A 24,887-nucleotide genomic window follows, 5' to 3' on the forward strand; every position below is an offset into this window, starting at 1 on the left:
TCCTTGCCGCGCACCCGCGAGAGTTCCGCGTCGGTCCGTCCCAGCAGTTCCTGGCAGCCGCCTCGGCCGCCTCGGCCGCGGTCTCGGTCGCGCCGGCCGACGCGGTCGCGTCGGCGATCTGCAGGACGAGGGCCTCCGCGTCGACCTGCAGCGTGACGCCCGACGGCAGCTTCAGGTCGCCGGCCAGCACCTGCGTCCCGACCTCCAGGCCCTCGATGGACAGGTCGACGGCCTCGGGGATGTGCGTCGCCTCCGCCTCGACCGACACCTGGACCAGCTCCTGCTGGACGACGCCGCCCGCGACGACGTCGCCGACCAGGTTGACCGGCAGGTCGACGACGACCTTCTCGCCGCGCTTCACCAGCAGCAGGTCGACGTGCTCCAGGAAGCCCTTGACCGGGTCGCGCTGGACGTCCTTCGGCAGCGCCAGCTCGGAGCCCCCGGAGAGGCCCTCGATGGTCAGCAGCACGTTCGGCGTCTTCAGGGCGAGCATCAGGTCGTGGCCCGGCAGCGCGATGTGCTGCGGGTCGGTGCCGTGACCGTAGAGGACGGCGGGCACCTTGCCGGCCCGGCGGGTGCGCCGCGCGGCACCCTTACCGAACTCGGTGCGCGGCTCGGCGGCAATGCGTACCTCGGACACGGCGAAAACTCCTCGTTGTTGCTTCCACGGCCGTCCGGCATCGGACGTCCGCTACGGACGATGCGTTGCGTTCCTCGCGCGCCGTCGAAGGCGGGCGCGCTCAAAGATTCGTTTGCGTTCCCCGGGGAGTGCGGGCCCTTCGCGGGCACCGCACTTGAACGTCCTGGGGCATACGCGGTTGCACAAGTCTAGCCCAACACGGCAACGCCCAACGCCACGGCCCTGCCGGCGCCATGGCCGCCGCCATGCCCGCCGGCACGCGCCGTGCCCGAGGTCGAGGTCTAGCTGTGGCCGCCGAACAGACTCGTGACCGAGCCGTCGGAGAACACCTCGTTGATCGCACGCGCGACCAGCGGCGCGATCGACAGCACCGTGAGCTTGTCGAACTGCTTCTCCTCCGGGATCGGCAGCGTGTTGGTCAGCACCACCTCGGATATCCGGGAGTTCTTCAGCCGGTCCACCGCCGGGCCCGACAGCACCCCGTGCGTCGCCGCGACGACGACCTTGGTCGCGCCCTGGTCGAACAGCGCGTCCGCCGCCTTCACGATCGTCCCACCGGTGTCGATCATGTCGTCCACCACGACGCAGGTGCGGCCGGCGACCTCGCCGACCACGTCGAACACCTTGACCTCGTTGGCCACGTCCGGGTCGCGCTTCTTGTGGATGATCGCCATCGGGACGCCGCCCAGCCGGTCGCTCCACCGCTCGGTGACCCGCACCCGGCCCGCGTCCGGCGCGACCACGGTGACCTGGGAGGTGTCCAGCCGGCTCTCGAAGTGCCGGGCCAGCAGGTCCAGCGCGAACAGATGGTCCACCGGGCCGTCGAAGAAGCCCTGGATCTGCGCGGTGTGCAGGTCCACGGTGATCAGCCGGTCGGCGCCCGCCGTCTTGAACAGGTCGGCCATCAGCCGCGCCGAGATCGGCTCGCGGCCGCGGTGCTTCTTGTCCTGCCGTGCGTAGCCGAAGAACGGCGCGACCACCGTGATCCGCTTGGCCGACGCGCGCTTGAGCGCGTCCACCATGATCAACTGCTCCATGATCCACTGATTGATGGGAGCCGTGTGACTCTGGACCACGAAGGCGTCGGAGCCGCGGACCGACTCCAGGAACCGCACGAACGTCTCGCCGTTGGCGAAGTCGTACGCGGACGTCGGCGTCAGCTCGACCTGGAGGTTGTCGGCTACTTCCCTGGCCAGGTCAGGGTGGGCTCGGCCGGTGAAGAGCATCAGCTTCTTCTGGCCGCTCGTTTTTATCCCACTCACCTCTGACAACTCCCCCTCAATGGAACCGTGCCCTGCATGTGGGTTGTCGTCCCCACTCCCGCGCACCAAAGAGCCGGCGCGCGGGTCGTCTTGTCGTCGAGCCGCTCTCCGGTCGGGCGGCCCTGTGTTGTTCCGGAAGACGCCGTCGTCCTCCACCTCCCCGCCCTGAGGCGGGGCAGTCCTCTTCGGGCGCGCTAAGTCGCGCTCTCCTCGCCGGCCCGGGCCCGGCGGGCCGCCTCGGCCGCCGGCGTCCCCGGCCGCTTCCGCTCGACCCAGCCCTCGACGTTGCGCTGCCGTCCTCGCGCGACCGCCATCGCCCCGGGCGGGACGTCCTGGATGATCACCGAGCCGGCCGCGGTGTAGGCGCCGTCCCCGATCGTCACCGGCGCGACGATCATGTTGTCGCTGCCGACCTTCACATGCGACCCGATGACGCTGCGGTGCTTCTCCACACCGTCGTAGTTGACGAACACCGAGCTCGCGCCGATGTTCGAGCCGGCGCCGATCTCGGCGTCGCCGACGTAGGTCAGATGCGGCACCTTCGTGCCCTCGCCGATGTCGGCGTTCTTGGTCTCGACGTACGTGCCGACCTTGGCCCCGGCCGCGAGCGTCGTCCCGGGCCGCAGGTAGGCGTAGGGCCCGACCGACGCCTCCGGCCCGATCCGCGCCCCGACGCACACCGCGTTCGTCACCGACGCGCCGGCGCCGACCGTCGTGTCGGTCAGCGTGCAGCCGGGACCGACCCGCGCGCCCTCGCCGAGGTGCGTCCTGCCGTGCAGCTGCGTCCCCGGGTGGATCTCCGCGTCCGGTTCGGCGGTCACGTGCACGTCGATCCACGTGGAGGCCGGGTCGATGATCGTGACCCCGGCGCGCATGTGCGCTTCGAGGATGCGGTCGTTCAGCTGCCTGCGGGCCTGCGAGAGCTGGACCTTGTCGTTGACGCCCTGGGTCTCCACCCAGTCGGCGGCCAGGTGCGCCCCCGCCCGGTGGCCGTCGCCGCGCAGGATCGCCACCACGTCGGTGAGGTACTCCTCGCCGCCCGCGTTGTCGGTCGTCACCCGCTTCAGCGCGTCCGCCAAGAGCGCGCCGTCGAACGCGTACATCCCGACGTTGATCTCGTTGATCGCGCGCTGCTCCTCGGTGGCGTCCTTGTGCTCGACGATCGCCTCGGCGCTGCCGTCCGCCGCCCGGATCATGCGCCCGTAGCCGGTCGCGTCCGGCATCTCGGTGGTCAGCACGGTGACGGCGTTGCCCTCGTCCTCGTGCGCCCGGACCAGCGCCCGCAGCGTCTCGCCCCGCAGCAGCGGGTGGTCGCCGTTCGTCACGACGACCGTCCCGTCCAGCGCGCCGGTCTGCTCCAGCGCCATCCGCACGGCGTGGCCCGTCCCGCCCTGCCGCTCCTGCACGGCGGCCTCGGCGTCCGGGGCGTGCTCGGCGAGATGCCCGACGACCTGCTCGCGCCGGTGCCCGACGACCACGACGAGCCGCTCGGGCTCCAGTTCGCGGGCGGCGGCGAGCACGTGGCCGAGCATGCTGCGCCCGCACAGCTCGTGCAGCACCTTCGAGGTACGGGACTTCATCCGGGTGCCCTCGCCCGCGGCGAGGACGATGACGGCGGCCGGGCGGCTCGCAGCGCTCACAAGGAGGCTCCTCGGCATCGCGGACGGGGATCGGTCGCGGGCCCGCCCACCTGCGACATCACGACACGGCAGGCCGGGGCGAACCCGACACCGGCAGGATACCGCCCACCTCGCTCCTGTCACCCCACCGCCCACCCCGGGGGACCCGGTCGGGCGTCTCAGACAGCTCCGGCGCAAGGACTCGAACCTTGTCTAAGGGCACCAAAAACCCTTGTGCTGCCAATTACACCACGCCGGATCAAAGCAGACGGGTCCGGACAGAGCCGCGAACCGACCGGCCCCCACGATACCGACACGGGCCCGGGAGGGCCCACCTCATATGGCCATCCACCCGGACGCGCCCACCGTCGCCCTCCATGGTCGTTTTGTCCGGATCGGTTTAGAACGTGTATCACGGAGCAAGCACACTGCGTGCCGATCGGCCCGGGCCCGGTCGAGCGGCCAGGGCCCACCGCCCCCGGCGGGCGGCCGACGACCCCCGTTACGCACGAGTGTTATGTGGCCAAAGGGGCAGTTTCCCGCTGATTTTACTGTTCGGATCTGCACAACCTACGGACTCGTAGGTTACGTTGGCGTAGGTAAGGCTGCCCCGAGTCACGGGAAGAAGTGATGACGCATGACGACAGCTCCGGCCATGGATCCACCTCGCCCGCAGCGGCGTCCCGAACTCGCGCCCCAGCAGCGCGGCAACGGAGAACGGGTGCTGATCGCCACGTTCACCGCGCTGCCCTTCCTGGCACTGTTCGCCGCCGTCCCGCTGGCCTGGGGACGGTTCCTCGGCTGGACGGACGTCGTCCTCACGGCCGTCTTCTACCTGGTGTCCGCGGGCGGCATCACGGTCGGCTACCACCGGTACTTCACCCACGGCTCCTTCAAGGCCACGCGCGGCCTGAAGATCTTCATGGCGCTGGCCGGGAGCCTGGCCATCGAGGGGCCGGTCATCACCTGGGTGGCCGACCACCGGCGGCACCACAAGCACTCCGACAAGGAGTTCGACCCGCACTCGCCGTGGCGGTTCGGCGACGACTGGAAGGCCCTCGCCAAGGGGCTGGCCTGGGCGCACTACGGCTGGCTGTTCGACGCCAACAGGACCTCCAAGCAGCGGTTCGCCAAGGACCTGCTCAACGACCGCGACATCCGGCGCATCCACCAGGCATTCCCCGGCCTGGTCGCGGTGTCGTTCCTGCTCCCGGCCGTGATCGGCGGCCTGGTCACCATGTCGTGGGCGGGCTTCCTCACGGCGCTGTTCTGGGCCGGCTTCGTCCGGATCACCCTGGTGCACCACGTGACCTGGTCCATCAACTCGATCTGCCACACCTTCGGCAAGGAGGAGTTCGAGGTCCGGGACAAGTCGCGCAACGTGTGGTGGCTGGCGATCCCCTCGCTGGGCGAGTCGTGGCACAACCTGCACCACTCGGACCCGACCTGCGCCCGGCACGGCGTGCTGAAGGGGCAGGTCGACATCAGCGCGCGCATCATCTGGGCGTTCGAGAAGATGCGCCTGGCCCGCGACGTCCGGTGGCCGAACCCCGACAGGCTGGCCGCGAAGCGCACGAAGCAGGCGGTTTGACCGCCACAATTGATCCCGTGACAGATCCCGCTCCCAGGACCCGCAGAAAGCGGATGACCGGCAAGGAACGCCGCGAGCAGCTCCTCGACATCGGCCGGACCCTGTTCGCCGAGCGCGGGCTGGACGGCACCTCGGTGGAGGAGATCGCGTCGGCCGCCGGGGTGTCCAAGCCGGTGGTGTACGAGCACTTCGGCGGCAAGGAGGGGCTCTACGCGGTCGTCGTCGACCGGGAGTTCGAGCGGCTGCTGGGCCTCGTCACCGACTCGCTGAACTCGGCCGTCCACTACCGGGGCAAGCTGGAGAAGGCGGCCCTGGCGCTGCTGGAGTACATCGAGGAGCGCCCGGAGGGGTTCCGCATCCTCGTCCGCGACTCGCACGGCGGGACGGGCACCGGCAGCTACGCCAGCCTGCTGAGCGAGATCGCCGGCGAGGTGGAGCACATCCTGGCGCAGGAGTTCGACCGGCACGGCTACGACGACAAGTTCGCGCCGCTGTACGCGCAGAGCCTGGTCGGCATGGTGGCGCTCACGGGCCAGTGGTGGCTGGACGTCCGCAAACCGCACCGGGAGGACGTGGCCGCGCACATCGTGAACCTGGCGTGGAACGGCCTGTCCGGGCTCGAACCGAGGCCGTCGCTGGACCCGCGCCGCCGCCGCAAGGAGATGGAGCGGCAGGAGAAGCGCGCGGAGAAGGCCGCCGCCAAGGCCGAGCGGGCCGAGGGGAAGGCCGCGGCGAAGGCGGAGAAGGTCCACCGCCGGACGCTGCGCGACTTCGACGAGATCGCCGACCCGTCAGCCTGAAGGCCGCAGGAACTCCAGCCGGTTCCCCACGGGGTCGTCGGTGTGGAAGCGGCGGTGTCCGGGGAACAGGTCGTCCGGCGTGACCTCGTGGCCGGCGGCCCGCAGGCGCGCCGCGAGGGCGTCGAGGTCGTCGACGAGCAGGCCCGGGTGGGCCTTGCGGGCGGGCCGGAAGCCGGGCTCGACGCCGAGGTGGATCTCGACGCCCGGGCCGCGGAACCAGGCGCCCCCGCGCTTGGCGAGCTCGGGCGGCTTGGCCACCTCCTCAAGGCCGAGGACGCCGCCGTAGAAGGCGCGGAGCCGGTCCTCGGCGCCGGGCGGTGCGGCGAGCTGGACGTGGTGGACACCGATGATCATGGTCGCCTCCGGACATGGCACCGGCGGCCGCCCGGAGTTCGTCCGGGAGGCCGCCGGCAGGGTCGCCGGTCTCGGGTCGCGAGCCGGGTTTCGCGGACGCCGCCCGTCCGCCGGAGATGGCACACCGCAGGGGAACGAGTCGCTTCCCTCGGGCGGGGCGGGCGGCATCCCGTCTAGGGGGTGGTGGCGATCACGAAGATCCTCCGGAACGGGAACACGGTGCCGTAGGGGGCGGCGGGGTAGGCGCGCCTGAGCCGCTCGCGGTACTCGGCGAGGAACTCGTCCGCCTCCGCGGGCGAGAGGGCGGTGAGGACGGGGCGCAGCGCGCTGCCCTTGACCCATTCGAGGACCGGGTCCTCGCCGTGCAGCACCTGCGCGTAAGTGGTCTCCCAGGCGTCGACGGCGCATCCGAGCCGGGCCAGGAGGTCCACGTATCCGGCCGGGTCGAGGACGGGGGCGTCGTGCTGGAGGTGGGCGAGCTTGCCACGCCACCGTTCGGAGCGGCCCATCTCGCGGAGCAGGACATGGCTCGGCGCGTCGAAGTTGCCGGGCACCTGGAAGGCGAGGCGGCCGCCCGGGGCGAGGGCGCCGACCCAGCGGGGCAGCAGGCGCGGGTGCTCGGGGAGCCAGTGCAGGACGGCGTTGGAGATGACGAGGTCGAGGGGCCGCTCGGGCTCCCAGGCGGCGACGTCGGCGACGCGGAAGGCGAGGCGCCCCGGGATCTCGTGCGCGCGGGCCGCCGCGATCATCTCCGGCGAGCTGTCGAAGGCGTCGATGACGGCGTCCGGCCAGCGGGCGGCCAGAGTGGCGGTCAGCTCTCCGCTCCCGCAGCCGAGGTCGGCGACGCGGGCGGGCGGGGCGCCGCCGAGCCGCCCGGCGAGCTCGGTGAAGGGCCTGGCGCGCTCGTCGCCGAAGACCCCGTACTGCGCGGGGTCCCACACGGCCGCGGTTTGTCTCGACATCAAGAAACATCATGCCCGGCGCATATCTTGATGTCAAGAGTCTTGGCGCGCGTGTCCCGCCGGCCGGTCGCCTGACGGATGCGCCCCCGCCCGCGGCGCTCCTAGGCTCACCGGCATGACGGACGACGAGAGCGGATGGGCGCTGGTGCTCGGCCCCGGCGGGCCGGTCGGGACGGCGTGGCTGATCGGGCTGGCGGCGGGGCTGCGCGAGGCGGGCGTGGACCCGGCGGCCGCGGGCCTGGTCGTCGGGACCTCGGCGGGCGCCATCGCCGGCGCGGCGATCACCACCGGCAGGGACCTGGCGGCGCTGGAGGAGCTGCCGCCGCGCGGCGGCCCCCCGGCGCCGGCGGACGGCTCGGTGATGGCGCGGGTGTTCGAGGTCGGCAGCGCCCCGGGCCTGGAACCGGACGAGGCCAGGCGGCGGATCGGGCGGCTGGCCCTGGAGGCGGACGCGCTTCCCGCCGAACGCCACCACGCGAGCATGCGGTACCTGGTCGGGACCGACACGTGGCCGGACGCACGGCTGCTGATCACCGGGATGGACGCCGCGTCGGGCGAACCGGTGCTGTGGGACGCGTCGAGCGGCGTCCCGCTGTCGCTGGCGGTGGCCGCGAGCAGCGCGGCGCCCGGCTTCGCCGAGCCGGTGCCGATCGGCGGGCGCCGCTACATGGACGGCGCGTTCGCCGGATGGTCGGAGGCGGAACTGGCGCGGGGAGCCGGGCCGCTCGTCGCGGTGGAGCCGATGCCCAACATGCGGGGCGGCGGCGGTGGCCTCCGGATCGTCCCGGACGCGCGGGCGCTGGAGGCGTTCGGGCCGAGCCTCGGGGACCGCTCGCGGTGGACGCCCGTCTACCGGGAGGGGCGCCGGCAGGCGCCGGAGGCGGCCGAGCGGATCACCGCCGCGCTGGCCGCCCACCGCTGATCACGCCCCGTCTTTCTCGATATCAAGACAGGTAGGGTGGCGGCATGCGCGATGAGGTCGACAGGCTGGTCGAGGCGTGGAACACCGAGCGCCCGGACCTGGACGTCCGGCCGCTGCAGGTCCTCAGCCGCGTGTCCCGCCTGGCCCGGCACCTCGACCGCGCCCGGCGCGCCGTGTTCGCCGACCACGGCCTGGAGCCGTGGGAGTTCGACGTGCTCACCGCGCTGCGCCGGGCGGGCGCCCCCTACCGGCTGAGCCCCGGCCGCCTCCTGCACGCGACCCTGGTGACCTCCGGCACGATGACGAACCGCATCGACCGGCTGGCGGCGGCGGGGCTGGTGGAGCGGCATCCCGACCCGCAGGACAAGCGCGGCGTGCAGGTCCGCCTCACCGAGGCGGGCCTGACCCGCGTCGACGCCGCCTTCGCCGACCTGCTCCGCCGCGAGCAGGCGATCCTGGAAGGCCTCTCCCCCGACCAGCGCGAAGCCCTGGCCGACCTCCTGCGCACCCTCCTCATCCCCTTCGACGCGTGATCTCCCAGGGGGGGCATCTCCCAGGGGGGCGACCCCCTGGAACCCCCGTCACGAGCCGGGCGATCCTCACGCCACGGTGCGGGTGTGCTGTGCCCGTGCGGGTTCGTGAGGTGGCGCTGCGGTCGCCCGGCTCGACGGTTCGTGCGACCTCCAGGCGCCAGAGCGCCTTCCGGCCGCCCGACCCGTGCCCCGGCTCAGGGCCCTGTTTCAGGGCGTTAGGGCGGCTTCCAGGGCGGCGGCCAGGGCGCAGAGGCGTTCCTCGCCTCCGGCGGGGCCGATGAGCTGGACGGACGCGGGCAGGTGCGAGCCGGGCACCGGGACGGGCAGGGCGAAGGCGGGAAGCCCGGCGACGTTGACCTGACCCACGAGCGTCGTGAGGACGAGGTCGGACTCGTCCGCCTCATCAGGCTCCGGGGGCAGGCACGGCAGGACCGGCAGGGCGATGGCGGCATGCCGGGCGAGGATCGCGTCGAGCTCCGCCCTGATCGCCTTCCGCACGCCGAGCGCCCGGTCGAGCATCCCGGTGCCGGACACGTCGATCATGTGCTGGACGCGGCGCGCGATGCGGCCGCTCAGCTTGTCCGGCTCGGCGAGCAGGCGCCCGTTCCAGCGCGGGGCCTCGTCGCTGATGATCAGGCCGTTGGCGGTGGCGGCGCCGGCATAGTGCTCGGACGTGACGTCGATGACGGGGCCGAGGCGGCGCAGGGCCTCGTCGACGGCGGCGTCGATCGCCGGGTCCACGCCGTCGACGCGGAGGCGCGCGACGGTCATGGACGGGTCGTAGGGGGCGGGCGTGAAGCCGGGTTCGAGCAGGCGCATGCCGAGGACGACGGCGGCGACGTCGCGGCCCATCGGCCCGACGACGTCGAGCGTCGGCGACAGGGGATACACGCCGTCCAGGGAGACGCGGCCGTTCGTGGTCTTCAGGCCCGCGATGCCGCAGCAGGCGGCCGGGATGCGGATCGACCCGGAGGTGTCGGTCCCGAAGGCGACGTCGGCCTCGCCGGTGGCGACGGCGACGGCGGAGCCGCTCGACGAGCCGCCCGGCACCCGCGACGGGTCGAGCGGGTTCACCGGCGTCCCCGACCAGGGGTTCACGCCGTCCGCGGCCATGCACAGCTCGTTCAGGTTGGTCTTCCCGGCGATGCGGGCACCCTGCGCGCGGGCGGACGCGACGGCGGGCGCGTCCGCGGCGGCGGGCTCGGCGCGCTCGGCGACGGCCCGGCAGCCCGCGGTGGTGGGCAGCCCGGCCACGTCGATCGCGTCCTTGACGGCGAGCCGCGGGCCGTCGCCCGGCTCGTCCGTCCTGATGATCCAGGTCGTCACTCAGGGATGATGCCCGGTGCGCCCGCGAACCGCCAGGAACGTCCTGCTAGCCGAGATCCTCGGCGAGCATGAGCCACTCCTCCTCGACGCCGGCGGCCTCGGCCTGGACCTCCTTGAGCCGGGCGTCCAGCTCCTGGAGCTTGGCGTAGTCGGTGGCGTGCGCGGCGAGCTGCTCGTGGAGGGCGGCCTGCTGACCGGCGAGCTTCTCCAGGCGGCGTTCGAGGCGGTCGAGCTCCTTGCGGGCCTTCCAGTCCTGGCCGCCCGCCTTGGGCTTGGGCGGCGCCGCGGCGGGCTCGTCGCGGACCGCGCGGGGCTTGGGCGCGGTCCCGGCGGCGCGGCGTTCGAGGTACTCGTCGACGCCGCCGGGCAGCAGCGACACGCGGCCGTCGCCGAGCAGCGCGACGACGTGGTCGGTGATGCGCTCCAGGAAGTAGCGGTCGTGGCTGACGACGACGAGGGTTCCGGGCCAGCCGTCCAGGAGGTCCTCGACCTCGGTGAGGGTCTCGATGTCGAGGTCGTTCGTGGGCTCGTCCAGCAGGAGGACGTTGGGCTCGGCCATCAGGAGGCGCAGCAGTTGCAGGCGGCGGCGCTCACCGCCGGACAGGTCGCCTACGGGCGTCCACTGCCGGTCGCCCGCGAAGCCGAGCCGTTCGAGGAGCTGGCTCGCGGTCCATTCGCGCTTGCCGACGGTGATGCGGCGGCGGATCTCCTCGACCGACTCCAGGACGCGCCGGGCCGGGTCGAGCTCCTCCAGGTTCTGCGACAGGTGCGCGAGCTGGACGGTCTTGCCCTGCACCACCGTGCCGGAGACCGGCTGGACGGAGCCGTCGAGGAGGCGCAGCAGGGTGCTCTTGCCGCTGCCGTTGACGCCGACGAGACCGACCCGGTCGCCCGGGCCGAGCCGCCACGTCATGCGCTGGAACAGGTCGCGGTCGCCGAGGCGGACGCTGACGTCCTCGATGTCGTAGACGGTCTTGCCGAGCCGCGCGGTCGCGAACCGGGTCAGCTCCACCGAGTCGCGCGCCGGCGGCTCGTCGGCGATGAGGGCCTGCGCGGCGTCCACCCGGAACTTGGGCTTGGACGTGCGCGCCTGCGGGCCGCGGCGCAGCCACGCCAGCTCCTTGCGGAGCAGGTTCTGCCGCTTGGCCTCGGTGGCGGCGGCGATCCGGGAGCGCTCGGCCTTGGCGAGGACGTAGGCGGAGTAGCCGCCCTCGTAGCGTTCGACGCGCCCGTCGACGACCTCCCACGTGCGGTCGGTGACCGCGTCGAGGAACCAGCGGTCGTGGGTGACGACGAGCAGCGCGACCTTGCGGCCCCTCAGGTGCCGGGCCAGCCAGTCGATCGCCTCGATGTCGAGGTGGTTGGTGGGCTCGTCCAGCAGGAGCAGGTCGGACTCGGGGACCAGGAGCCGGGCCAGCGCGACGCGGCGGCGCTCCCCGCCGGACATGCCGGCCAGCGGCGCGTCCAGGTCGAGGTCGGCGAGCAGGCCGCCGAGGATGTCGCGGGCCCGGACGTCGCCCGCCCACTCGTGCTCGGCGCGGTCGCCGAGCACCACGGACCGGACGGTCGCGTTCTCGGCGAACGCGTCCCGCTGGGTCAGGTAGCCGAGCCGGATCCCGCGGGCGTGGGTGACGCGCCCGTCGTCGGGCTCGGTCTCCCGGGCGAGGACGGACACGAGGGTGCTCTTGCCGCCGCCGTTGCGTCCGACGACGCCGACGCGGTCGCCCTCGTCCAGGCCGAGGGACACGGCGTCGAGCAGCGGTTCGGGCCCGTAGGCCTTGGCGACGTTCTCAAGATTGATCAGATTCACGGCGCCTTCAAGCGTAGGGCCCCGCGCGCACCGCTCGCACGGCGCGCCCCGCTCAGACGATCAGTTCGGTGGCGCCATGCCCGAGGACCCGGGCTGCTCCGGCCGATCCGGCTGATCCGGTTGCCCGTACTGACCCGGCTGACCCGGCTGATCCGGTTGCCCGTACTGGCCGGGCTGGCCGGGCGGCCCGTACTGGCCCTGCTGCCCGTACTGACCGGGTTGGCCGTACTGACCGGGCTGGTCCGGCTGTCCGTACTGGCCCTGCTGGCCGTACTGGCCGGGCTGGCCCTGCTGGCCGTACTGACCCGGCTGCCCGTACTGGCCGGGCGGCTGCGGCGGGTACGGGGCGCCGGGCGGCCCGTACGCCGCGCCGGAGTTCTTGGTCTTCGACGAGTTCGCGGCGAGCACCACCACGACCACCACGACGACGCCGACGACCAGGAGCAGGAGCAGGAGGATCAAGGGGGTCAGCATGCCAAGACGCGCCATTTCGCTAGGTTCCGAAATCCGTGGGAGGCGAACCGATCGATCAGGGCGGCCCGGGTCTCCGGCCGCGCGGCGAGCCTACTGCCCGCCCGCCTCCCCCGGCACCACGGAGCCGGGCGCCACGGGCCCCGGCACGACGGGGCCCGGGACCCCGGGGCCCGGCACGGCGGAACCGGGCAGGGAGCCCGTTCCCGCGGAGGCCGCCACCACCTTGTCAGGGGCGTTGCGGCGCAGAGCCCGGTCGCGGCGCACCGCCAGCAGAACAAGCGTCGCCATCACGACGATCGCCACGAGGCTCAGCATCCCGGACAGATACGTCATCGCTCCACCTCGCCGGTCGGGTCAGTCCCGGAGGAACCGGTGTCACGCATAGAAGACGCGCTCTGCGACAGCAAGGTTCGCTTGTGTGACGATGGCAGCTACCGGGACAGGGGCGTCCCACCGTCCCGTCAGACGACTGTGGCCCCGGGGACGGGTCCGTGAGCCCGGACGATCTGCTCCGCGACGCCGGCCGAGTCCAGCGCGTCCGCCAGCTCCGCGGCGTCCTCGTCGGTCTCGGCGAGGAACGCGCAGGTGGGACCGGAACCGGAGACGAGCGCCCCGATCGCGCCGAGCTCGCGGCCGGCGTCGAGCGTGCGGCGCAGCGACGGGCGCAGCGACAGCGCGGCGGGCTCCAGATCGTTGGACAGCGCGGCGCCGAGGGCCTTGGCGTCCCCGGTGGCGAGCGCGGTCATCAGCGCCTCGGACACGGTCGGCCAGGCGGCCGCCTCCCCCGCCGCCAGGCGAAGCCGGTCGCACTCGCCGTAGACGGCCGGCGTGGACAGGCCGCCGTCGGCGGTCGCGAACACCCAGTGGAAGGCGCCGCGGGTGAGGGCGGGGGTGAGCCGCTCCCCGCGCCCGACGCCGACGGCCGTGCCGCCGAGGACCGCGAACGGGACGTCGCTGCCGAGGTCGCCGCCGAGCTCCATGAGGTCGTCGCGGGTGAGGACGGGCTCCTCGCGGTCGTCCCAGAGCCGGGCGCACGCGACGAGCGCGGCGGCGGCGTCGGCGCTGCCGCCCGCCATGCCCCCCGCGACCGGGATCGCCTTGCGGATCGAGAGCCGCACGGCCGTCTCGACGCCGAGGCGCGCCGCGACGAGCCGGGCCGCCCTGGCGGCGAGGTTGTCCTCGCCGGTGGGGACGCCGCCGACCGCGACGCGCGAGTGCGGGGCCGCCCGGACCTCCACCGCCAGCCGCTCGGCGGGCTCGGCCGTCACCTCGTCGAACAGCGACACGGCGTGGAACACGTTGACGAGGTCGTGGTAGCCGTCGTCGCGGATCGGCCCGACGCCCAACTGGAGGTTCACCTTGGCGGGGACCCGCACCGTCACTGCGTTCACTCGCGAAACCCTACGGGACCCTCAGCCGCCGCTTGTGACGGGGAGGTTGCGGGGGTTGAAGTACGGCGTCGTGGCGAGTTCGCGCAGCGCCGACATCGCGTGCGTGTCGCCGGTCACCGAGTAGGAGCGGCGCCTGTCGCGGGCGTTCTTCGCCTGCTCGTCGGAGTTGAAGTACACGACGGCCTTGACCTGCGGGTCCTGCAGGGTCTTGGCGGCCTCGCGGAGCCATTCGGCGCGGCGCGGGCCGTAGGACTTCGGCACCCCGAACTCGGCGATCATGATGGGCTTGTGGCGTCCCCGGGCCCACTCGGTGAAGAGCTTCAGCGCCTCCGACAGGTCGCGGTAGTCGTAGTCGGCGCCGGGCTGGGCGTCGGCGCAGATCCAGTCGACCTGGTCGTCGCCGGGGTAGTACGAGCCCGCGTTCGCGCCGTTGAAGCCGCGGGCGGTGGGGCACCACACCCAGGCGACGTTGTCGACGCCCTCCCGCTTGAAGATCGCCCGCAGGTGCTTCCACGCGGCCGTGAAGTCGGCGGCCGAGTGGACGCGCTTCTGCTCGGACGCCCTGTCCATGTCCCGCGACCAGCGCAGGAACACGGGCTTGCCGAGGGCCTTGACGGCGCGGGCGCGCTTGGCGATCAGGTCGTCGTGCTCGCCCTGGACGATCTCGCGGGCGTCGCCGCCGTCCCAGGTCAGCAGCAGGTAGCGGTTGCCGTCGGCGACGGACTTCTCCAGCGCGCCCGGGAAGTCGCTCTTCCAGCCGCGGTAGCTCTGCACGATGTCGAGCCGGCGGCCGAGCCGCTGCTCGAAACCGGCGACGGGCGCCATGCCCGGCTTGCCGGCGTCCTTCCCGGACGGCGACCCCGAAGGCGCCCCGGAGTCCGGCGGCGACTCCGACGGCGAGCCGGACGGGGACGGCGAGGCGGAGGCGGACGGCAGGCCGCCCTCCGGCGGCACCCACGCCCCGAAGTAGGCCCCCTGGCCCGGCGGGACCGGCGCCACGCCCGCCCGCGCCGTCGTCGTGATCTTGGGTGCCGCGCCGGCGCCGCCCCCGCAGCCCGCCGCGACCGTGGCGATCGTGCCCGCGATCGCGAGCAGTGCCGTCCCCACGATCGGCATCCGGGTCCGCGCCGCCCGCGAACGCGCCTTCACATCGACCTCCGGCTCGTGCTGATGCTGTCTCATCCCCCGCGGGGAGCTCTGGCCTCGGGGGATCGAGAGAGATCACCCCGGCGAGAAGGACCATACTCGGCAATTCGGGCGAAGGCGGCCACGTCCAGCGCTTCGCCCCGGGTCCGCGGGTCGACGCCCGCGGCGCGCAGCGCCTCCTCGGCGGCGGGCGCCGACCCGGCCCATCCCGCGAGGGCCGCGCGCAGCGTCTTGCGGCGCTGCGCGAACGCGGCGTCGACCACGGCGAACACCTCCTCCCGGGTCGCCCCGGTCGGCGGCGGGTCGCGGCGGGTGAACGCCACGAGCCCGGAGTCGACGTTCGGCGCGGGCCAGAACACGGCGCGCCCGACGGCCCCGGCCCGCCGGGCCTCCCCGTACCAGGCGAGCTTCACCGACGGCACCCCGTAGATCTTGGAGCCGGGCGCGGCGGCCATCCGGTCGGCGACCTCGGCCTGCACCATCACCAGCGCGGACCGCAGCGACGGCAGCGTCGCCAGAAGGTGCAGCACGACGGGGACGGCGACGTTGTAGGGCAGGTTCGCCACGAGGGCGGTCGGCGCGGGCCCCGGCAGCTCCGCGATCCTCATCGCGTCGGCGCGCACGACCTCAAGGCGCTCCGCGAGGTCCGGCTCCCGGGCGGCGGCCGTGGCCGGCAGCTCGGCGGCCAGCACCGGGTCGATCTCCACGGCGACGACCCGCCGCACCCGCGGCAGCAGTGCCAGCGTGAGCGACCCCAGCCCGGGACCCACCTCGATGACGACGTCGCCCGGGTCCAGCTCGGCGGCCCGGACGATCCGCCGGACGGTGTTGGCGTCGATGACGAAGTTCTGCCCGAGCGTCTTCGTCGGCCTGATGCCGAGCCGCCCGGCCAGCTCCCGCACGTCCGCCGGCCCGAGCAGGCCCCTGGTGTCCCCCATGCGTCAAGTCTCTCCTGTCATCGCGCGGGCCCGGTCCCCAGGGCCCCGCGGGCGCCGGTCAGGAGAACAGGAACTTCCCGCAGTTGGGCCACTGGCCCTGCCAGCGGCCGTTCACCCGCTTGTAGAGCAGCTGGGCCCGGTAGGTCTGCTCGGCCGAGCTGGCGTCCGACGGCTTCCCCGAGCCGCCGACCGACGCCCACGACGCCAGGGAGAACTGGTAGAGGCCGTAGTACCCGGCCGGGTTCACGGCCTTGGGGTTGTTGTGGGACTCACAGTTGGCGAGGCCGCGCCAGTTCAACCGCGTCACCGAGCCGCTGTTCGCCGACTTCGGCCCCACCGCGATGATCTGCGCGACGGGCTTGCGCTTGACCTTCCTCGCGAGCACCTTCACGACCTTGCGGCCCTTGCGCCGGACGTAGGCGACCTTGACGATCGTGATGCCGGGACGGCCCTTGCGCAGCTCCTTCTCGCTCCACGGCGCGACGGACGAGCTCTTCTTGCGGACCGTCGGGGCGGTCGTCTTCACGACCTTGGTCACCGGCTCCGACAGCAGCCGCATGATCTTGATGACGTCGCCGGCGGGCTTGTCGGCGGCCGGCTCGACCAGGTCGTGCGGGCCGAGCGCGATCTTCGCCTGCTCCAGCACCTGGCCGACGGTCGCGCCGGTCGTCATGGTCTCGGTCTTCTTCGCGTCGACCACGATGACGATCTTGCGCGGCGCGGGGGCGGTGGTGCGCGGCGCGTCCGCGACGACGCCGCGCTTCGGGGCCGCCGAGCCGCCGTCCCCGCCGCACGCCGAGGCGAGCAGCGCGGACGCCAGCAGGACGGCGAGGGGCGCGAGCGCGCGGGCGGCGCGCTCGCGCGGCACGGATGGGGAAGGCACGGGGAGTTCCTCCAGGGAGCCGGGCTCGGGGGGCGCCCGTCCAACGGCCAGAGATTAGAGGCCCCCGCCCGTCTCCGCCACCGGAACGCCGCCACTCGCCCCATTTGCCCGATATGCCCACCCCGGATCCGCTCCGCCCCGGCCGGACCCGCACCGGTCACCAGGGACCGAAGGCGCGCTCCCCGTTCGCGGCGATCGCGGCGCACAGCTCCGCCAGGTCGACGCCCTTGACCTCCGCCATCGCGCGGACGGTGTGCGGGATCAGGTACGAGGCGTTCGGCTTGCCGCGGTGCGGGATCGGCGTCAGGAACGGCGCGTCGGTCTCCACCAGCAGCAGGTCGAGCGGCGCGGCGCGCAGCGCCTCCCGCAGGGGCTCGGCGTTCTTGAACGTGACGTTCCCGGCGAAGCTCATCAGGTAGCCGCGATCGGCACAGACCCGCGCCATGGCGGCGTCACCGGAGTAGCAGTGGAAGACGACCGTGTCGGGCGCCCCCTCCTCCTCCAGGATCGCCAGCACGTCGTCGTGGGCCTCCCGGTCGTGGATCACCAGGGCCTTCCCGGTGCGCTTGGCGATGTCGACGTGGGCGCGGAAGGAGCGGTGCTGGTCCTCCTTCGGCGCCCAGTCGCGGTAGTAGTCCAGGCCCGTCTCGCCGATCGCGCGGACCTTGGGGTGCGCGGCGAGCAGGGCGACGTCGGCCAGGACGGCGTCGCTGACGCCGGTCGTCTCGTTCGGGTGGATCGCGACCGCGGCGTACACGTCGTCGAACTCGCCCGCGGCGTCCACCGCGAACCGGGAGGACGGCAGGTCGCAGCCGATCGTGACGATCCGCGCGACGCCCCCGGCCTTCGCCGACCTCAGCTGCTCGTCCACCGGCGTCTCGACGATGTCGAGATGGCAGTGGCTGTCGAAGACGTCGACGGGCAGGCGCTCGGGCAGCGGCGGGTAGGAACGGGACGCCTGCCCGTCCCCCTCCTGGGTCACGCCTTCTCCAGCCGGGCGAGCTCCTCGTCCACCACGGACGTCTCCAGCTTCTTGAACAGCGGCACCGGCTTGGCCAGCGGGACGCCCGGCTTGATCGGCATGGACTCCCAGCGTGCCTCGGTCGCGTAGTCGCCGGTGAGGACGCGGTAGTCGGGGCCGCCCTCCTCCGACACCGTCTCCAGCCTCGGCATGCCGCTCCACACGCCCTGCCCGCCGAGCATCTCGTAGACCTTCTGCGAGGAGTTCGGCAGGAACGGCGTCAGGAGCGTCTTGGCGTCGTCGACGACCTGGAGCGCGGTGTGCAGGATCGACTTGACGCGCTCGGGGTCGTCCTTGAGCTTCCAGGGCGCCTGGTCCGACAGGTACTTGTTGGCGTCGCGGACGACGTCCAGCGCCTCGGTGATCGAGTTCTTGAACCGCGACCGCCCGAGCTCGGCGCCCACGGCCCCGAACGCGGCGCGGCTGCGCTCCAGCAGCGCCCGGTCGGCGTCGGTGAGGTCGCCCGCCTCGGGGATCGCGCCGAAGTTCTTCGCCGCCATGTTCACCGAGCGGTTCACGAGGTTGCCCCACGCCGCCACCAGCTCGTCGTTGTTGCGGCGGACGAACTCCGACCACGTGAAGTCGGTGTCCTGGTTCTCGGGGCCGGCGACCGCGACGTAGTAGCGCAGCGCGTCCACGTCGTAGCGCTCCAGGAAGTCCTTCACGTAGATGACCACCTGGCGGGACGAGGAGAACTTGCGGCCCTCCATCGTCAGGAACTCCGACGACACGACCTCCGTCGGGAGGTTCAGCGCGCCCAGCGAGCCGGGCGTGCCGCCCTTGTCGCCCTGGCCGCTGTAGCCGAGGAGCATCGCCGGCCAGATCTCGGCGTGGAAGACGATGTTGTCCTTGCCCATGAAGTAGTAGGACAGGGCCTCCGGGTCCTGCCACCAGGCGCGCCATGCCTCGGGGTCGCCGGAGCGCCGCGCCCACTCCACCGACGCGGAGAAGTAGCCGACGACGGCGTCGAACCACACGTACAGCTTCTTGGCCGGGTTGTCGCGCCAGCCGTCCAGCGGGATCGGCACGCCCCAGTCGAGGTCGCGGCTGATCGCCCGCGGCTGCATGTCGTCGAGGAGGTTCAGCGCGAACTTCAGCACGTTCGGCCGCCACTGGCCCTGCTTACCCCGCAGGTACCGGCCGAGGACCTCGGTGAACGCGGGCAGGTCGAGCATGAAGTGCTCGGTCTCGGTGAACTTCGGCGTCTCGCCGTTGATCCGCGACACCGGGTTGATCAGGTCGATCGGGTCGAGCTGGTTGCCGCAGTTGTCGCACTGGTCGCCGCGCGCCCCGTCGTACCCGCAGATGGGGCAGGTGCCCTCGATGTAGCGGTCCGGGAGCGTCCGGCCGGTGGACGGCGAGATCGCGCCCATCGTCTTGGTCGGGAAGATGTAGCCGTTGTCGTACAGGCCCTTGAAGACCTCCTGGACGACCGCGTAGTGGTTCAGCGTCGTGGTGCGCGTGAACAGGTCGTAGGACATCCCGAGGCCGTACAGGTCCTCGGCGATCACGGAGCTGTAGCGGTCGGCCAGCTCGCGGGCCGTCACGCCCTCCTTGTCGGCCTGCACCTGGATCGGCGTGCCGTGCTCGTCGGTACCGCTGACCATCAGGACCTTGTTGCCCGCCATCCGCTGGTAGCGGCTGAACATGTCGGCGGGCAGCGCGAAACCGGAGACGTGCCCGATGTGACGGGGCCCGTTGGCGTACGGCCATGCGGGCGCGGTCAAGATATGACGGCTTGACGAGGACATGGAATCAAGGGTAGTCGCGTCACGGGGGCCGCGGCACGCGAGTAACCTGGCTCGGCGTCACAGCACGGACCAGCGGAGGCGGGAACTCAAGGCATGGCCCAGACCACGTCCGACCAGGCGGTCGCCCGGGAAGCCGACGACGCGGGGCCGGACGCGCCGTCCGCCCGCACCGGCCCGCTGAGCCGGCTGCGGCGGACCCGGCGGGTGGTGTGGCTGTCGCTGCTGGTCGCGGCGTCCGCGGTGCTCGCCCAGTGGGTGATCATGACCCCGCCGCTGTACTTCGACCCGTACTACGTGTGGCTCGCCGCCCGCGACTGGCCGCACATCCCCCTCACCCAGTGGCCGTTCGACGAGGTCCCGCACCAGGTCACCCGGATCGGGCTGGTGCTCCCGGCCCGGCTGGTCCAGGAGGTCCTCGGGGACGGCCAGGCCGCCTACTTCACCGTCGCCGCCCTCGGCGGGGCCGCCTTCTTCGTCGGGACCTACCTGGTCGTCCGGTCCCTGTTCGGGGACGTGGCGGGCCTGGCGTCCGCGGCGGTCATGCTGGTCCACCCGTTCTTCACCATGACCAACCCGTTCGGCCACGAGATCACCTGGTCGACCGGGGTGATGCTGCCGGACATGCCGGGCGCGGGGCTGTTCACCCTCGGGATGGCGGGCCTCGTCGTCGCGAGCCGCAGGTCCGGCCGGGCCCAGACGCGGATGCTGCTCGCCGCCGGGGTGCTCCTCGGCGCGTCGTTCCTCGTCCGGGAGTTCCTGGCCTTCCTCTTCCTCGCCATCCCCGCCTATCTGGCGCTGCTGCGCATCCCGTGGCGCCGCAACGTCACGGTCGGCGCGCCGATGCTGGCGATCCTGCTGCTCAACTTCGTCCACAACCAGCTGGTGTGGGGCAGCCCGCTCGCCGGGCTCATGTCGGCGGCCGAGCACGGCGGCCAGTCCCGCGACTACGTCACCCGCTCGCTCGCCGCGCGGTCGTTCCTGCGCGCGATGCACGACTGGAACCCGCTCGGGCTCGTCTTCACCGGGGCACTGGTCCTCACCATCGCCGGCTGGGCCCTCACCCGCGACCGGCGGCTCGCGCTGGTCCTGGTGTGGTTCTTCACGCTGGCGGTGCCGCTGACGCTGTTCTCCGGCGTCCTCGACCCGAACGACATCTCGCTGCGCGCCTGGCTCCAGCGGTACTGGTTCGCGGTGCTGCCCGCGCTGCTCGCCGGGGGCTCCGGATCGCTGATCCTGATGTTCCGGATGCTGCCGTCCGGCCTGGTGGCGCGGCTGCGGCTGCGGACGGTCGCGGCGCCCGTCCTGGCGGTCGCGCTGGGGGCGACGTACGCGGTGGCGGCCGTCCGCGCCGTCCCCGAACTGCCGCGCGACAAGGCGTGGAACGAGCTGCGCGGGTACCTCGGCGGCCACCGCGACATCACGCTGATCTGCGCCGACCGGCGGCTCGCGCAGACCCTCACCTTCTACACGCGCGACATGTGGGGGCGCCCGGTCTGGCGCGGCGAGATCCGCGACTTCCCGCACTACATGCCGATCCCCCGCAACGCGACCGAGGGGCCGATGCTCTACACGCGCTGGCGCGGCATGGAGTCGCAGATCGGCGGCGGCTGGCGCCCCGACCCCGCCCAGGGCTGGACGCTCATGTGGCGCTCGTCGGACGGGGTGCTCCAGCTCTGGAATCCCCCCGCGAAGGCCGCCGCCGGAAGCTAGCGGGTCCAGGCGACCCAGTCGCCCTCGACCGTGCGGCGGCTGGCGACGACGTGCCAGCCGGGCGGAGCGCCCTTCGGCCAGGACGCGGTGGGAGGGGCGTTCTTCGGCCAGGCCAGGACGACCATGTCGGCGTCCTGGGGCGGCGCGGTCCAGCGGGCGTCGAACACGCTGCCGTCGCTCCACCAGGCCCAGTAGTACTGGGAGAGCCGGATCGTCCACCAGATGTTCCAGTCGACGGCGATGGACCGCTGCTTCGTCAGGTCGACGGTGCCCCGCAGGTCGGTGTAGGCCGTCTCGGCGCGCACCAGCGGCTGCGCGATGCGTTCGGTCGCGGTGACGCACATGGCCAGCGCGACGGCGGCCAGCAGGCCCGCCAGCAGCAGCCGGCCGGTCGGGCGGTGGGGCCGCAGCAGGACGGCCGCCGTCGACAGGACGAGCAGAAGCAACCCGGCGGACGTGGCCCGCCAGAGGTGGAACGCCGTCCAGTCCCAGGTCAGGAGCGACGTCTCGGGGAAGTCGTAGGCGGTGTAGGTGTACCGGGTGAGCAGGTCGCCCGCGTACCACTGGACGACGCACGCGGCGACGACCGTCAGCACGGCCGCCGCGCCCGCCGCCCACAGCAGCGTGCGCCGCGAGGCGCGCATCAGGACCGCGACGCCCACCGCGAACAGCGCCGGCGTGACACTGGCCAGGTAGCGGCCGTACACGTAGTTGCCGATGCGGTACTCGACGGGCAGGGCCGCCGACGTGGCGAACGCGATGCCCGCCACGAGGGCGACGACCGCGAGCGCCAGCGCCCGCACCGGCCCCGGGGTGGCGCGGCGCACCGCGAGGAACGCGACGGCGAGGAGCCCGAGCGCCGCCACGCCGCCGGTCGCGACGGACTGGTACCAGACCTGGCCGGTGCCGAGCGAGAGCATCCAGCCCCACCCGTCCAGCGTGGTGAGGCGCTTCACGACGTTGCCGCCGAGATCGTTGTCGCCCTGCGGGTACATGTGGGGCAGCAGCGTTCGGTTCAGCAGCATCCCCGCGGCCGTCGCGGCGGCGAGGGCGAGCGTGGCGGCGGACACGGCGCGCCAGGACCGCCACCGGAACACCAGGGCGGCGCCGAGCAGCGCTGCGTGCACGAGCAGCAGGATCGCGCCGCGGGTGTGGCAGGCGTAGGCGTAGGCGACCAGCAGCGACGCGCCCGCCCCGGCCGCTGTCAGCCGGAGGGACGGGCGGCGCCCGTCCGGGGGCGGGGCGGTCAGCCAGGTGTGCGCCAGGAGCAGCCAGCCGGCCACGAGCACCGGCAGGATCGCGTCGGTCAGCACGAACCCGGAGTAGAACAGCACGCACGGCAGCAGCGCCGTGACGTGCCCGAAGACGTATGCCCAGCGCCGCCGCACCGCCAGCCGGCGCAGCAGCAGGTAGGCCAGCGGCAGCATCGCCGCGCTGACCAGCGCGTTGATCGCCAGGGCGGCCCGGTAGACCGCGACCGGGCCGTCGCCGATCCAGAAGGCGGGCGTCAGCAGCAGCGGGTAGCCGCCGCGGTACACCGTCCCGAACGACATGTCGGCGTCGGGCCCGCCGGTCAGGACGCGGGCGGCGAACAGGTACCCCGACTCGTCCGGCGTCGCCACCGGAAGCGTCTGCCCCGACGCGAGCCAGAGCCGCACGGCGACCTGCGCGAGCCACCCGAGCGCGAACAGCCAGGCCCAGCGGCGGCGGTCCGCCCGCGGCGGGGCGGCGGCCGGGCCGGCCGGAAAGGCCGGAGGCCGCGCGGCGCCGCCTTCGTGCGGGGCGTCCGGGCGCGCGGCGTCCTGCGGCGTGCGCGTGCTCACCGGCGGGCGGCGCGCCGGGCGCGCACTACCGGGGGAAGAAGCTCCATCGACGGTCAAGCCTGTCATATCGCGGGCGGAGCGCCCGGGCCCGGCCCGGAGACGCTCAGCGAGCGTCCTCGTCGCCGGCCTCGGCCGGGGTGGCGCCCGCCTTGCCCGCGGTGACCTTCTCCGGCTCGTCCTCGGCCGCGCCCTTCTCGTTCTTCTCGGCCTTCGCCGCCTTCGCCGCCTTCTCGGCCTCGGCGACCTTCTGCACGGCGGCGTCGACGACGCCCGCGGCCTCCTCGGCCGGGTCCGTGAGCGGCGGGTGCTGGCGGCGCCGGATGCCGAGGATGCTGACGAACAGCGAGGCGAAGATGGCCTGGAAGCTCATCACCAGCGCGGTCGCGGCGGGGACGACGATGCGCAGCGAGTGCCGCGGGTCCAGCTCGCCGAAGCTGTTCACCCGCCAGTGCAGCAGGGACGCGACGAGGCCGCCGAGGCCGGCGACGGCGAGCAGCCCGCCGAGCAGCAGGCCGCGCTCCAGGCTCCACCAGTCGATGAGCTTCTGCACGCGGCGGTCGTGCGGCAGGAATCCCTCCTGCATCGCGTAGACCTTCGTCAGCAGCGCGAACAGCACCGCCTGGAAGCCGATCACCAGCGCGGCGGAGGCGCCGACCAGCGTGTCGACGTCGAAGGCGATGTCCCCGACGGTCACGGGGCCGGTCGACAGCGCGACGCCGGCGACCAGGCCGAGCATCATGAAGACCAGGCCGGGGATGAGGAACAGCCAGCGGGGGCTGTAGAGCATGAGGAAGCGCAGGTGGCGCCAGCCGTCGCGCCAGGTGTTGAGGTGCGGGGCGCGGGTCCGCCCGTCCGGCGACAGCGTGGTCGGCACCTCGCGGATGTCGTAGCCCTGCAGGGTCGCCTTGACGACCATCTCGCTGGCGAACTCCATGCCGCCGGTCTGCAGGCCGAGGCGCAGGATCGCGTCCTTCTCGAAGGCGCGCAGCCCGCAGTGGAAGTCGCCGATCTTGCTGCCGAAGAACAGCCGGCCGACGAAGCTGAGCACCGGGTTGCCGAGGTAGCGGTGCAGCGGCGGCATGGCGCCGTCGGCGATGCCGCCCTTGAACCGGTTGCCCATGACGAGGTCGGCGCCGTCGCGCAGCTCGTCCAGGAACGGGCCGAGGGTGGTGAAGTCGTAGGAGTCGTCGGCGTCGCCCATCGCGACGTACCTGCCGCGCGCGGCCCGGATCCCGCCCATGAGGGCGTTGCCGTAGCCCTTGTCGACCACCGGCACGACGCGGGCGCCCGCGTCGCGGGCCAGCTGCTGGCTGCCGTCGGTGCTGCCGTTGTCGGCGATGACCACCTCGCCGTCGATGCCGCTGTCCTCGAAGAAACCGATGGTCTTGCGGACGCAGGTCTCGACCGTCTCGGCCTCGTTCAGACATGGCATCACTACGGAGAGTTCCACGCGATCTCCTTCATTACCCCTGGTGGCGTCGTTACCCTTGGTGACCCTGTTACACCTGCTGACCGTCTGCGGCGTTTTCCACTAATCTCTGTTGTTCCGCGTGTTGTTCATCGGGACGGCCCGTCGGCGTTCATGATGCCCGCCGAGGGCGGGGCATGATGGCCGCTCTCGTCAAGAGCACCCGTATCGTGTTGCCCACTTGCAACCGGAAAACCCTATCCGGCACCGTCGCGGGCGGCATGTTAGGACGTCAAGCATACGGGCACGGCGGCCCGGAAAGGGTGGGCGGCTGTGACGCGCGCCGCAGGACGCAGTGCCGTGGACGAACGTAGTGCCCTGGACCAACGCAATGCCACCGGACCGGGGGCCGGACATCGAAGGGAAGGTGCGGCCGTGGCGGGGGAAACGCCGCAAGGCACCGCGCTCGACGGGTCGGCGCAGGGCGGGACGGCCCTCGCGACGACGGCCGGGGCCGCCGCGG

Annotated in this window: 22 protein-coding genes and 1 tRNA gene; 5 read left to right on the top strand and 18 right to left on the bottom strand. The window is 72.9% G+C overall.

Features of this window, described 5'->3' with window-relative positions:
• The 4 genes from ABWI04_RS33010 to ABWI04_RS33025 form a co-directional block, all read right to left on the bottom strand.
• Positions 1-640 (bottom strand): 50S ribosomal protein L25/general stress protein Ctc (locus ABWI04_RS33010; protein ID WP_353834862.1); only part of this gene is annotated, 640 nt, incomplete at its 3' end.
• 281 nt (positions 641-921) lie between these two features.
• Positions 922-1,902 carry a ribose-phosphate diphosphokinase gene (locus tag ABWI04_RS33015; protein ID WP_141578287.1) on the bottom strand — a complete coding sequence of 327 codons (981 nt, stop codon included), beginning with the start codon at positions 1,900-1,902 and terminating at the stop codon, positions 922-924.
• 194 nt (positions 1,903-2,096) lie between these two features.
• Positions 2,097-3,542, bottom strand: a complete 1,446-nt coding sequence (gene glmU, locus ABWI04_RS33020; protein ID WP_345173553.1) for a bifunctional UDP-N-acetylglucosamine diphosphorylase/glucosamine-1-phosphate N-acetyltransferase GlmU — start codon at positions 3,540-3,542, stop codon at positions 2,097-2,099.
• 166 nt (positions 3,543-3,708) lie between these two features.
• A tRNA-Gln gene (locus ABWI04_RS33025) sits at positions 3,709-3,780 on the bottom strand.
• A 378-nt stretch (positions 3,781-4,158) separates the two neighbouring features.
• Between ABWI04_RS33025 and ABWI04_RS33030 the strand changes: the two genes are divergently transcribed.
• Positions 4,159-5,112: an acyl-CoA desaturase gene (locus tag ABWI04_RS33030; RefSeq protein ID WP_345173550.1), complete on the top strand. Its 954-nt coding sequence runs from the start codon at positions 4,159-4,161 to the stop codon at positions 5,110-5,112.
• A gap of 53 nt (positions 5,113-5,165) precedes the next feature.
• The gene (locus tag ABWI04_RS33035) at positions 5,166-5,912 is read left to right on the top strand and encodes a TetR/AcrR family transcriptional regulator (protein WP_353834863.1); all 747 of its coding nucleotides are present in this window, start codon (positions 5,166-5,168) and stop codon (positions 5,910-5,912) included.
• Here the strand turns inward: ABWI04_RS33035 and ABWI04_RS33040 are convergent.
• Positions 5,904-6,266 carry a VOC family protein gene (locus ABWI04_RS33040; protein WP_345173546.1) on the bottom strand — a complete coding sequence of 121 codons (363 nt, stop codon included), beginning with the start codon at positions 6,264-6,266 and terminating at the stop codon, positions 5,904-5,906. The genes ABWI04_RS33035 and ABWI04_RS33040 overlap by 9 nt on opposite strands.
• A gap of 173 nt (positions 6,267-6,439) precedes the next feature.
• On the bottom strand, positions 6,440-7,228 hold the full coding sequence (locus tag ABWI04_RS33045) for a trans-aconitate 2-methyltransferase (RefSeq protein WP_345173544.1): 789 nt from the start codon (positions 7,226-7,228) through the stop codon (positions 6,440-6,442).
• A gap of 115 nt (positions 7,229-7,343) precedes the next feature.
• Here ABWI04_RS33045 and ABWI04_RS33050 point away from each other — a divergent pair, with 115 nt between their 5' ends.
• Both ABWI04_RS33050 and ABWI04_RS33055 read left to right on the top strand, forming a co-directional pair.
• Complete coding sequence (locus tag ABWI04_RS33050; protein ID WP_353834864.1) at positions 7,344-8,150, top strand: patatin-like phospholipase family protein; 807 nt, start codon at positions 7,344-7,346, stop codon at positions 8,148-8,150.
• A 44-nt stretch (positions 8,151-8,194) separates the two neighbouring features.
• Positions 8,195-8,683 carry a MarR family winged helix-turn-helix transcriptional regulator gene (locus ABWI04_RS33055; RefSeq protein WP_345173541.1) on the top strand — a complete coding sequence of 163 codons (489 nt, stop codon included), beginning with the start codon at positions 8,195-8,197 and terminating at the stop codon, positions 8,681-8,683.
• Between the two features lie 207 nt (positions 8,684-8,890).
• Here the strand turns inward: ABWI04_RS33055 and ABWI04_RS33060 are convergent, their stop codons facing one another.
• From ABWI04_RS33060 to metG, 10 genes are all read right to left on the bottom strand, one after another.
• Positions 8,891-10,009: an amidase gene (locus ABWI04_RS33060; RefSeq protein WP_353834865.1), complete on the bottom strand. Its 1,119-nt coding sequence runs from the start codon at positions 10,007-10,009 to the stop codon at positions 8,891-8,893.
• A 46-nt stretch (positions 10,010-10,055) separates the two neighbouring features.
• Complete coding sequence (locus ABWI04_RS33065) at positions 10,056-11,819, bottom strand: ABC-F family ATP-binding cassette domain-containing protein (RefSeq protein ID WP_353834866.1); 1,764 nt, start codon at positions 11,817-11,819, stop codon at positions 10,056-10,058.
• Positions 11,820-11,879: 60 nt separating this feature from the next.
• Complete coding sequence (locus tag ABWI04_RS33070; protein ID WP_345173535.1) at positions 11,880-12,293, bottom strand: hypothetical protein; 414 nt, start codon at positions 12,291-12,293, stop codon at positions 11,880-11,882.
• Positions 12,294-12,383: 90 nt separating this feature from the next.
• Positions 12,384-12,626, bottom strand: a complete 243-nt coding sequence (locus tag ABWI04_RS33075; protein ID WP_345173534.1) for a hypothetical protein — start codon at positions 12,624-12,626, stop codon at positions 12,384-12,386.
• 128 nt (positions 12,627-12,754) lie between these two features.
• Positions 12,755-13,684: a 4-(cytidine 5'-diphospho)-2-C-methyl-D-erythritol kinase gene (locus ABWI04_RS33080; protein WP_345173532.1), complete on the bottom strand. Its 930-nt coding sequence runs from the start codon at positions 13,682-13,684 to the stop codon at positions 12,755-12,757.
• A 21-nt stretch (positions 13,685-13,705) separates the two neighbouring features.
• Positions 13,706-14,833 (bottom strand): glycoside hydrolase family 26 protein, encoded by a 1,128-nt coding sequence (locus tag ABWI04_RS33085; protein WP_353834867.1) that lies wholly within the window; start codon positions 14,831-14,833, stop codon positions 13,706-13,708.
• 29 nt (positions 14,834-14,862) lie between these two features.
• Complete coding sequence (rsmA, locus tag ABWI04_RS33090; protein WP_353834868.1) at positions 14,863-15,768, bottom strand: 16S rRNA (adenine(1518)-N(6)/adenine(1519)-N(6))-dimethyltransferase RsmA; 906 nt, start codon at positions 15,766-15,768, stop codon at positions 14,863-14,865.
• A 58-nt stretch (positions 15,769-15,826) separates the two neighbouring features.
• Positions 15,827-16,651, bottom strand: coding sequence for a resuscitation-promoting factor (locus tag ABWI04_RS33095; protein ID WP_353834869.1), 825 nt, complete (start codon positions 16,649-16,651; stop codon positions 15,827-15,829).
• A gap of 157 nt (positions 16,652-16,808) precedes the next feature.
• Positions 16,809-17,633 (bottom strand): TatD family hydrolase, encoded by an 825-nt coding sequence (locus tag ABWI04_RS33100; RefSeq protein WP_345173526.1) that lies wholly within the window; start codon positions 17,631-17,633, stop codon positions 16,809-16,811.
• Complete coding sequence (metG, locus tag ABWI04_RS33105; RefSeq protein ID WP_345173525.1) at positions 17,630-19,423, bottom strand: methionine--tRNA ligase; 1,794 nt, start codon at positions 19,421-19,423, stop codon at positions 17,630-17,632. The genes ABWI04_RS33100 and metG overlap by 4 nt, the downstream gene beginning before the upstream one ends.
• Before the next feature lie 93 nt (positions 19,424-19,516).
• On the opposite strand from metG, the gene ABWI04_RS33110 reads away from it, so the two are divergent.
• A complete protein-coding gene (locus tag ABWI04_RS33110; RefSeq protein ID WP_353834870.1) occupies positions 19,517-21,133 on the top strand; it encodes a glycosyltransferase family 39 protein in 1,617 nt (538 codons plus the stop codon).
• Here ABWI04_RS33110 and ABWI04_RS33115 read toward each other — a convergent pair.
• Together ABWI04_RS33115 and ABWI04_RS33120 are read right to left on the bottom strand one after the other, a co-directional pair.
• Positions 21,130-22,956, bottom strand: coding sequence for a hypothetical protein (locus ABWI04_RS33115; protein WP_353834871.1), 1,827 nt, complete (start codon positions 22,954-22,956; stop codon positions 21,130-21,132). The genes ABWI04_RS33110 and ABWI04_RS33115 overlap by 4 nt on opposite strands.
• Positions 22,957-23,059: 103 nt before the next feature.
• Positions 23,060-24,406: a glycosyltransferase family 2 protein gene (locus ABWI04_RS33120; RefSeq protein WP_353834872.1), complete on the bottom strand. Its 1,347-nt coding sequence runs from the start codon at positions 24,404-24,406 to the stop codon at positions 23,060-23,062.
• Positions 24,407-24,887 lie beyond the last annotated feature (481 nt).

This window comes from Actinomadura sp. NPDC000929 (assembly GCF_040492065.1).
Lineage (GTDB): Bacteria > Actinomycetota > Actinomycetes > Streptosporangiales > Streptosporangiaceae > Spirillospora > Spirillospora verrucosospora.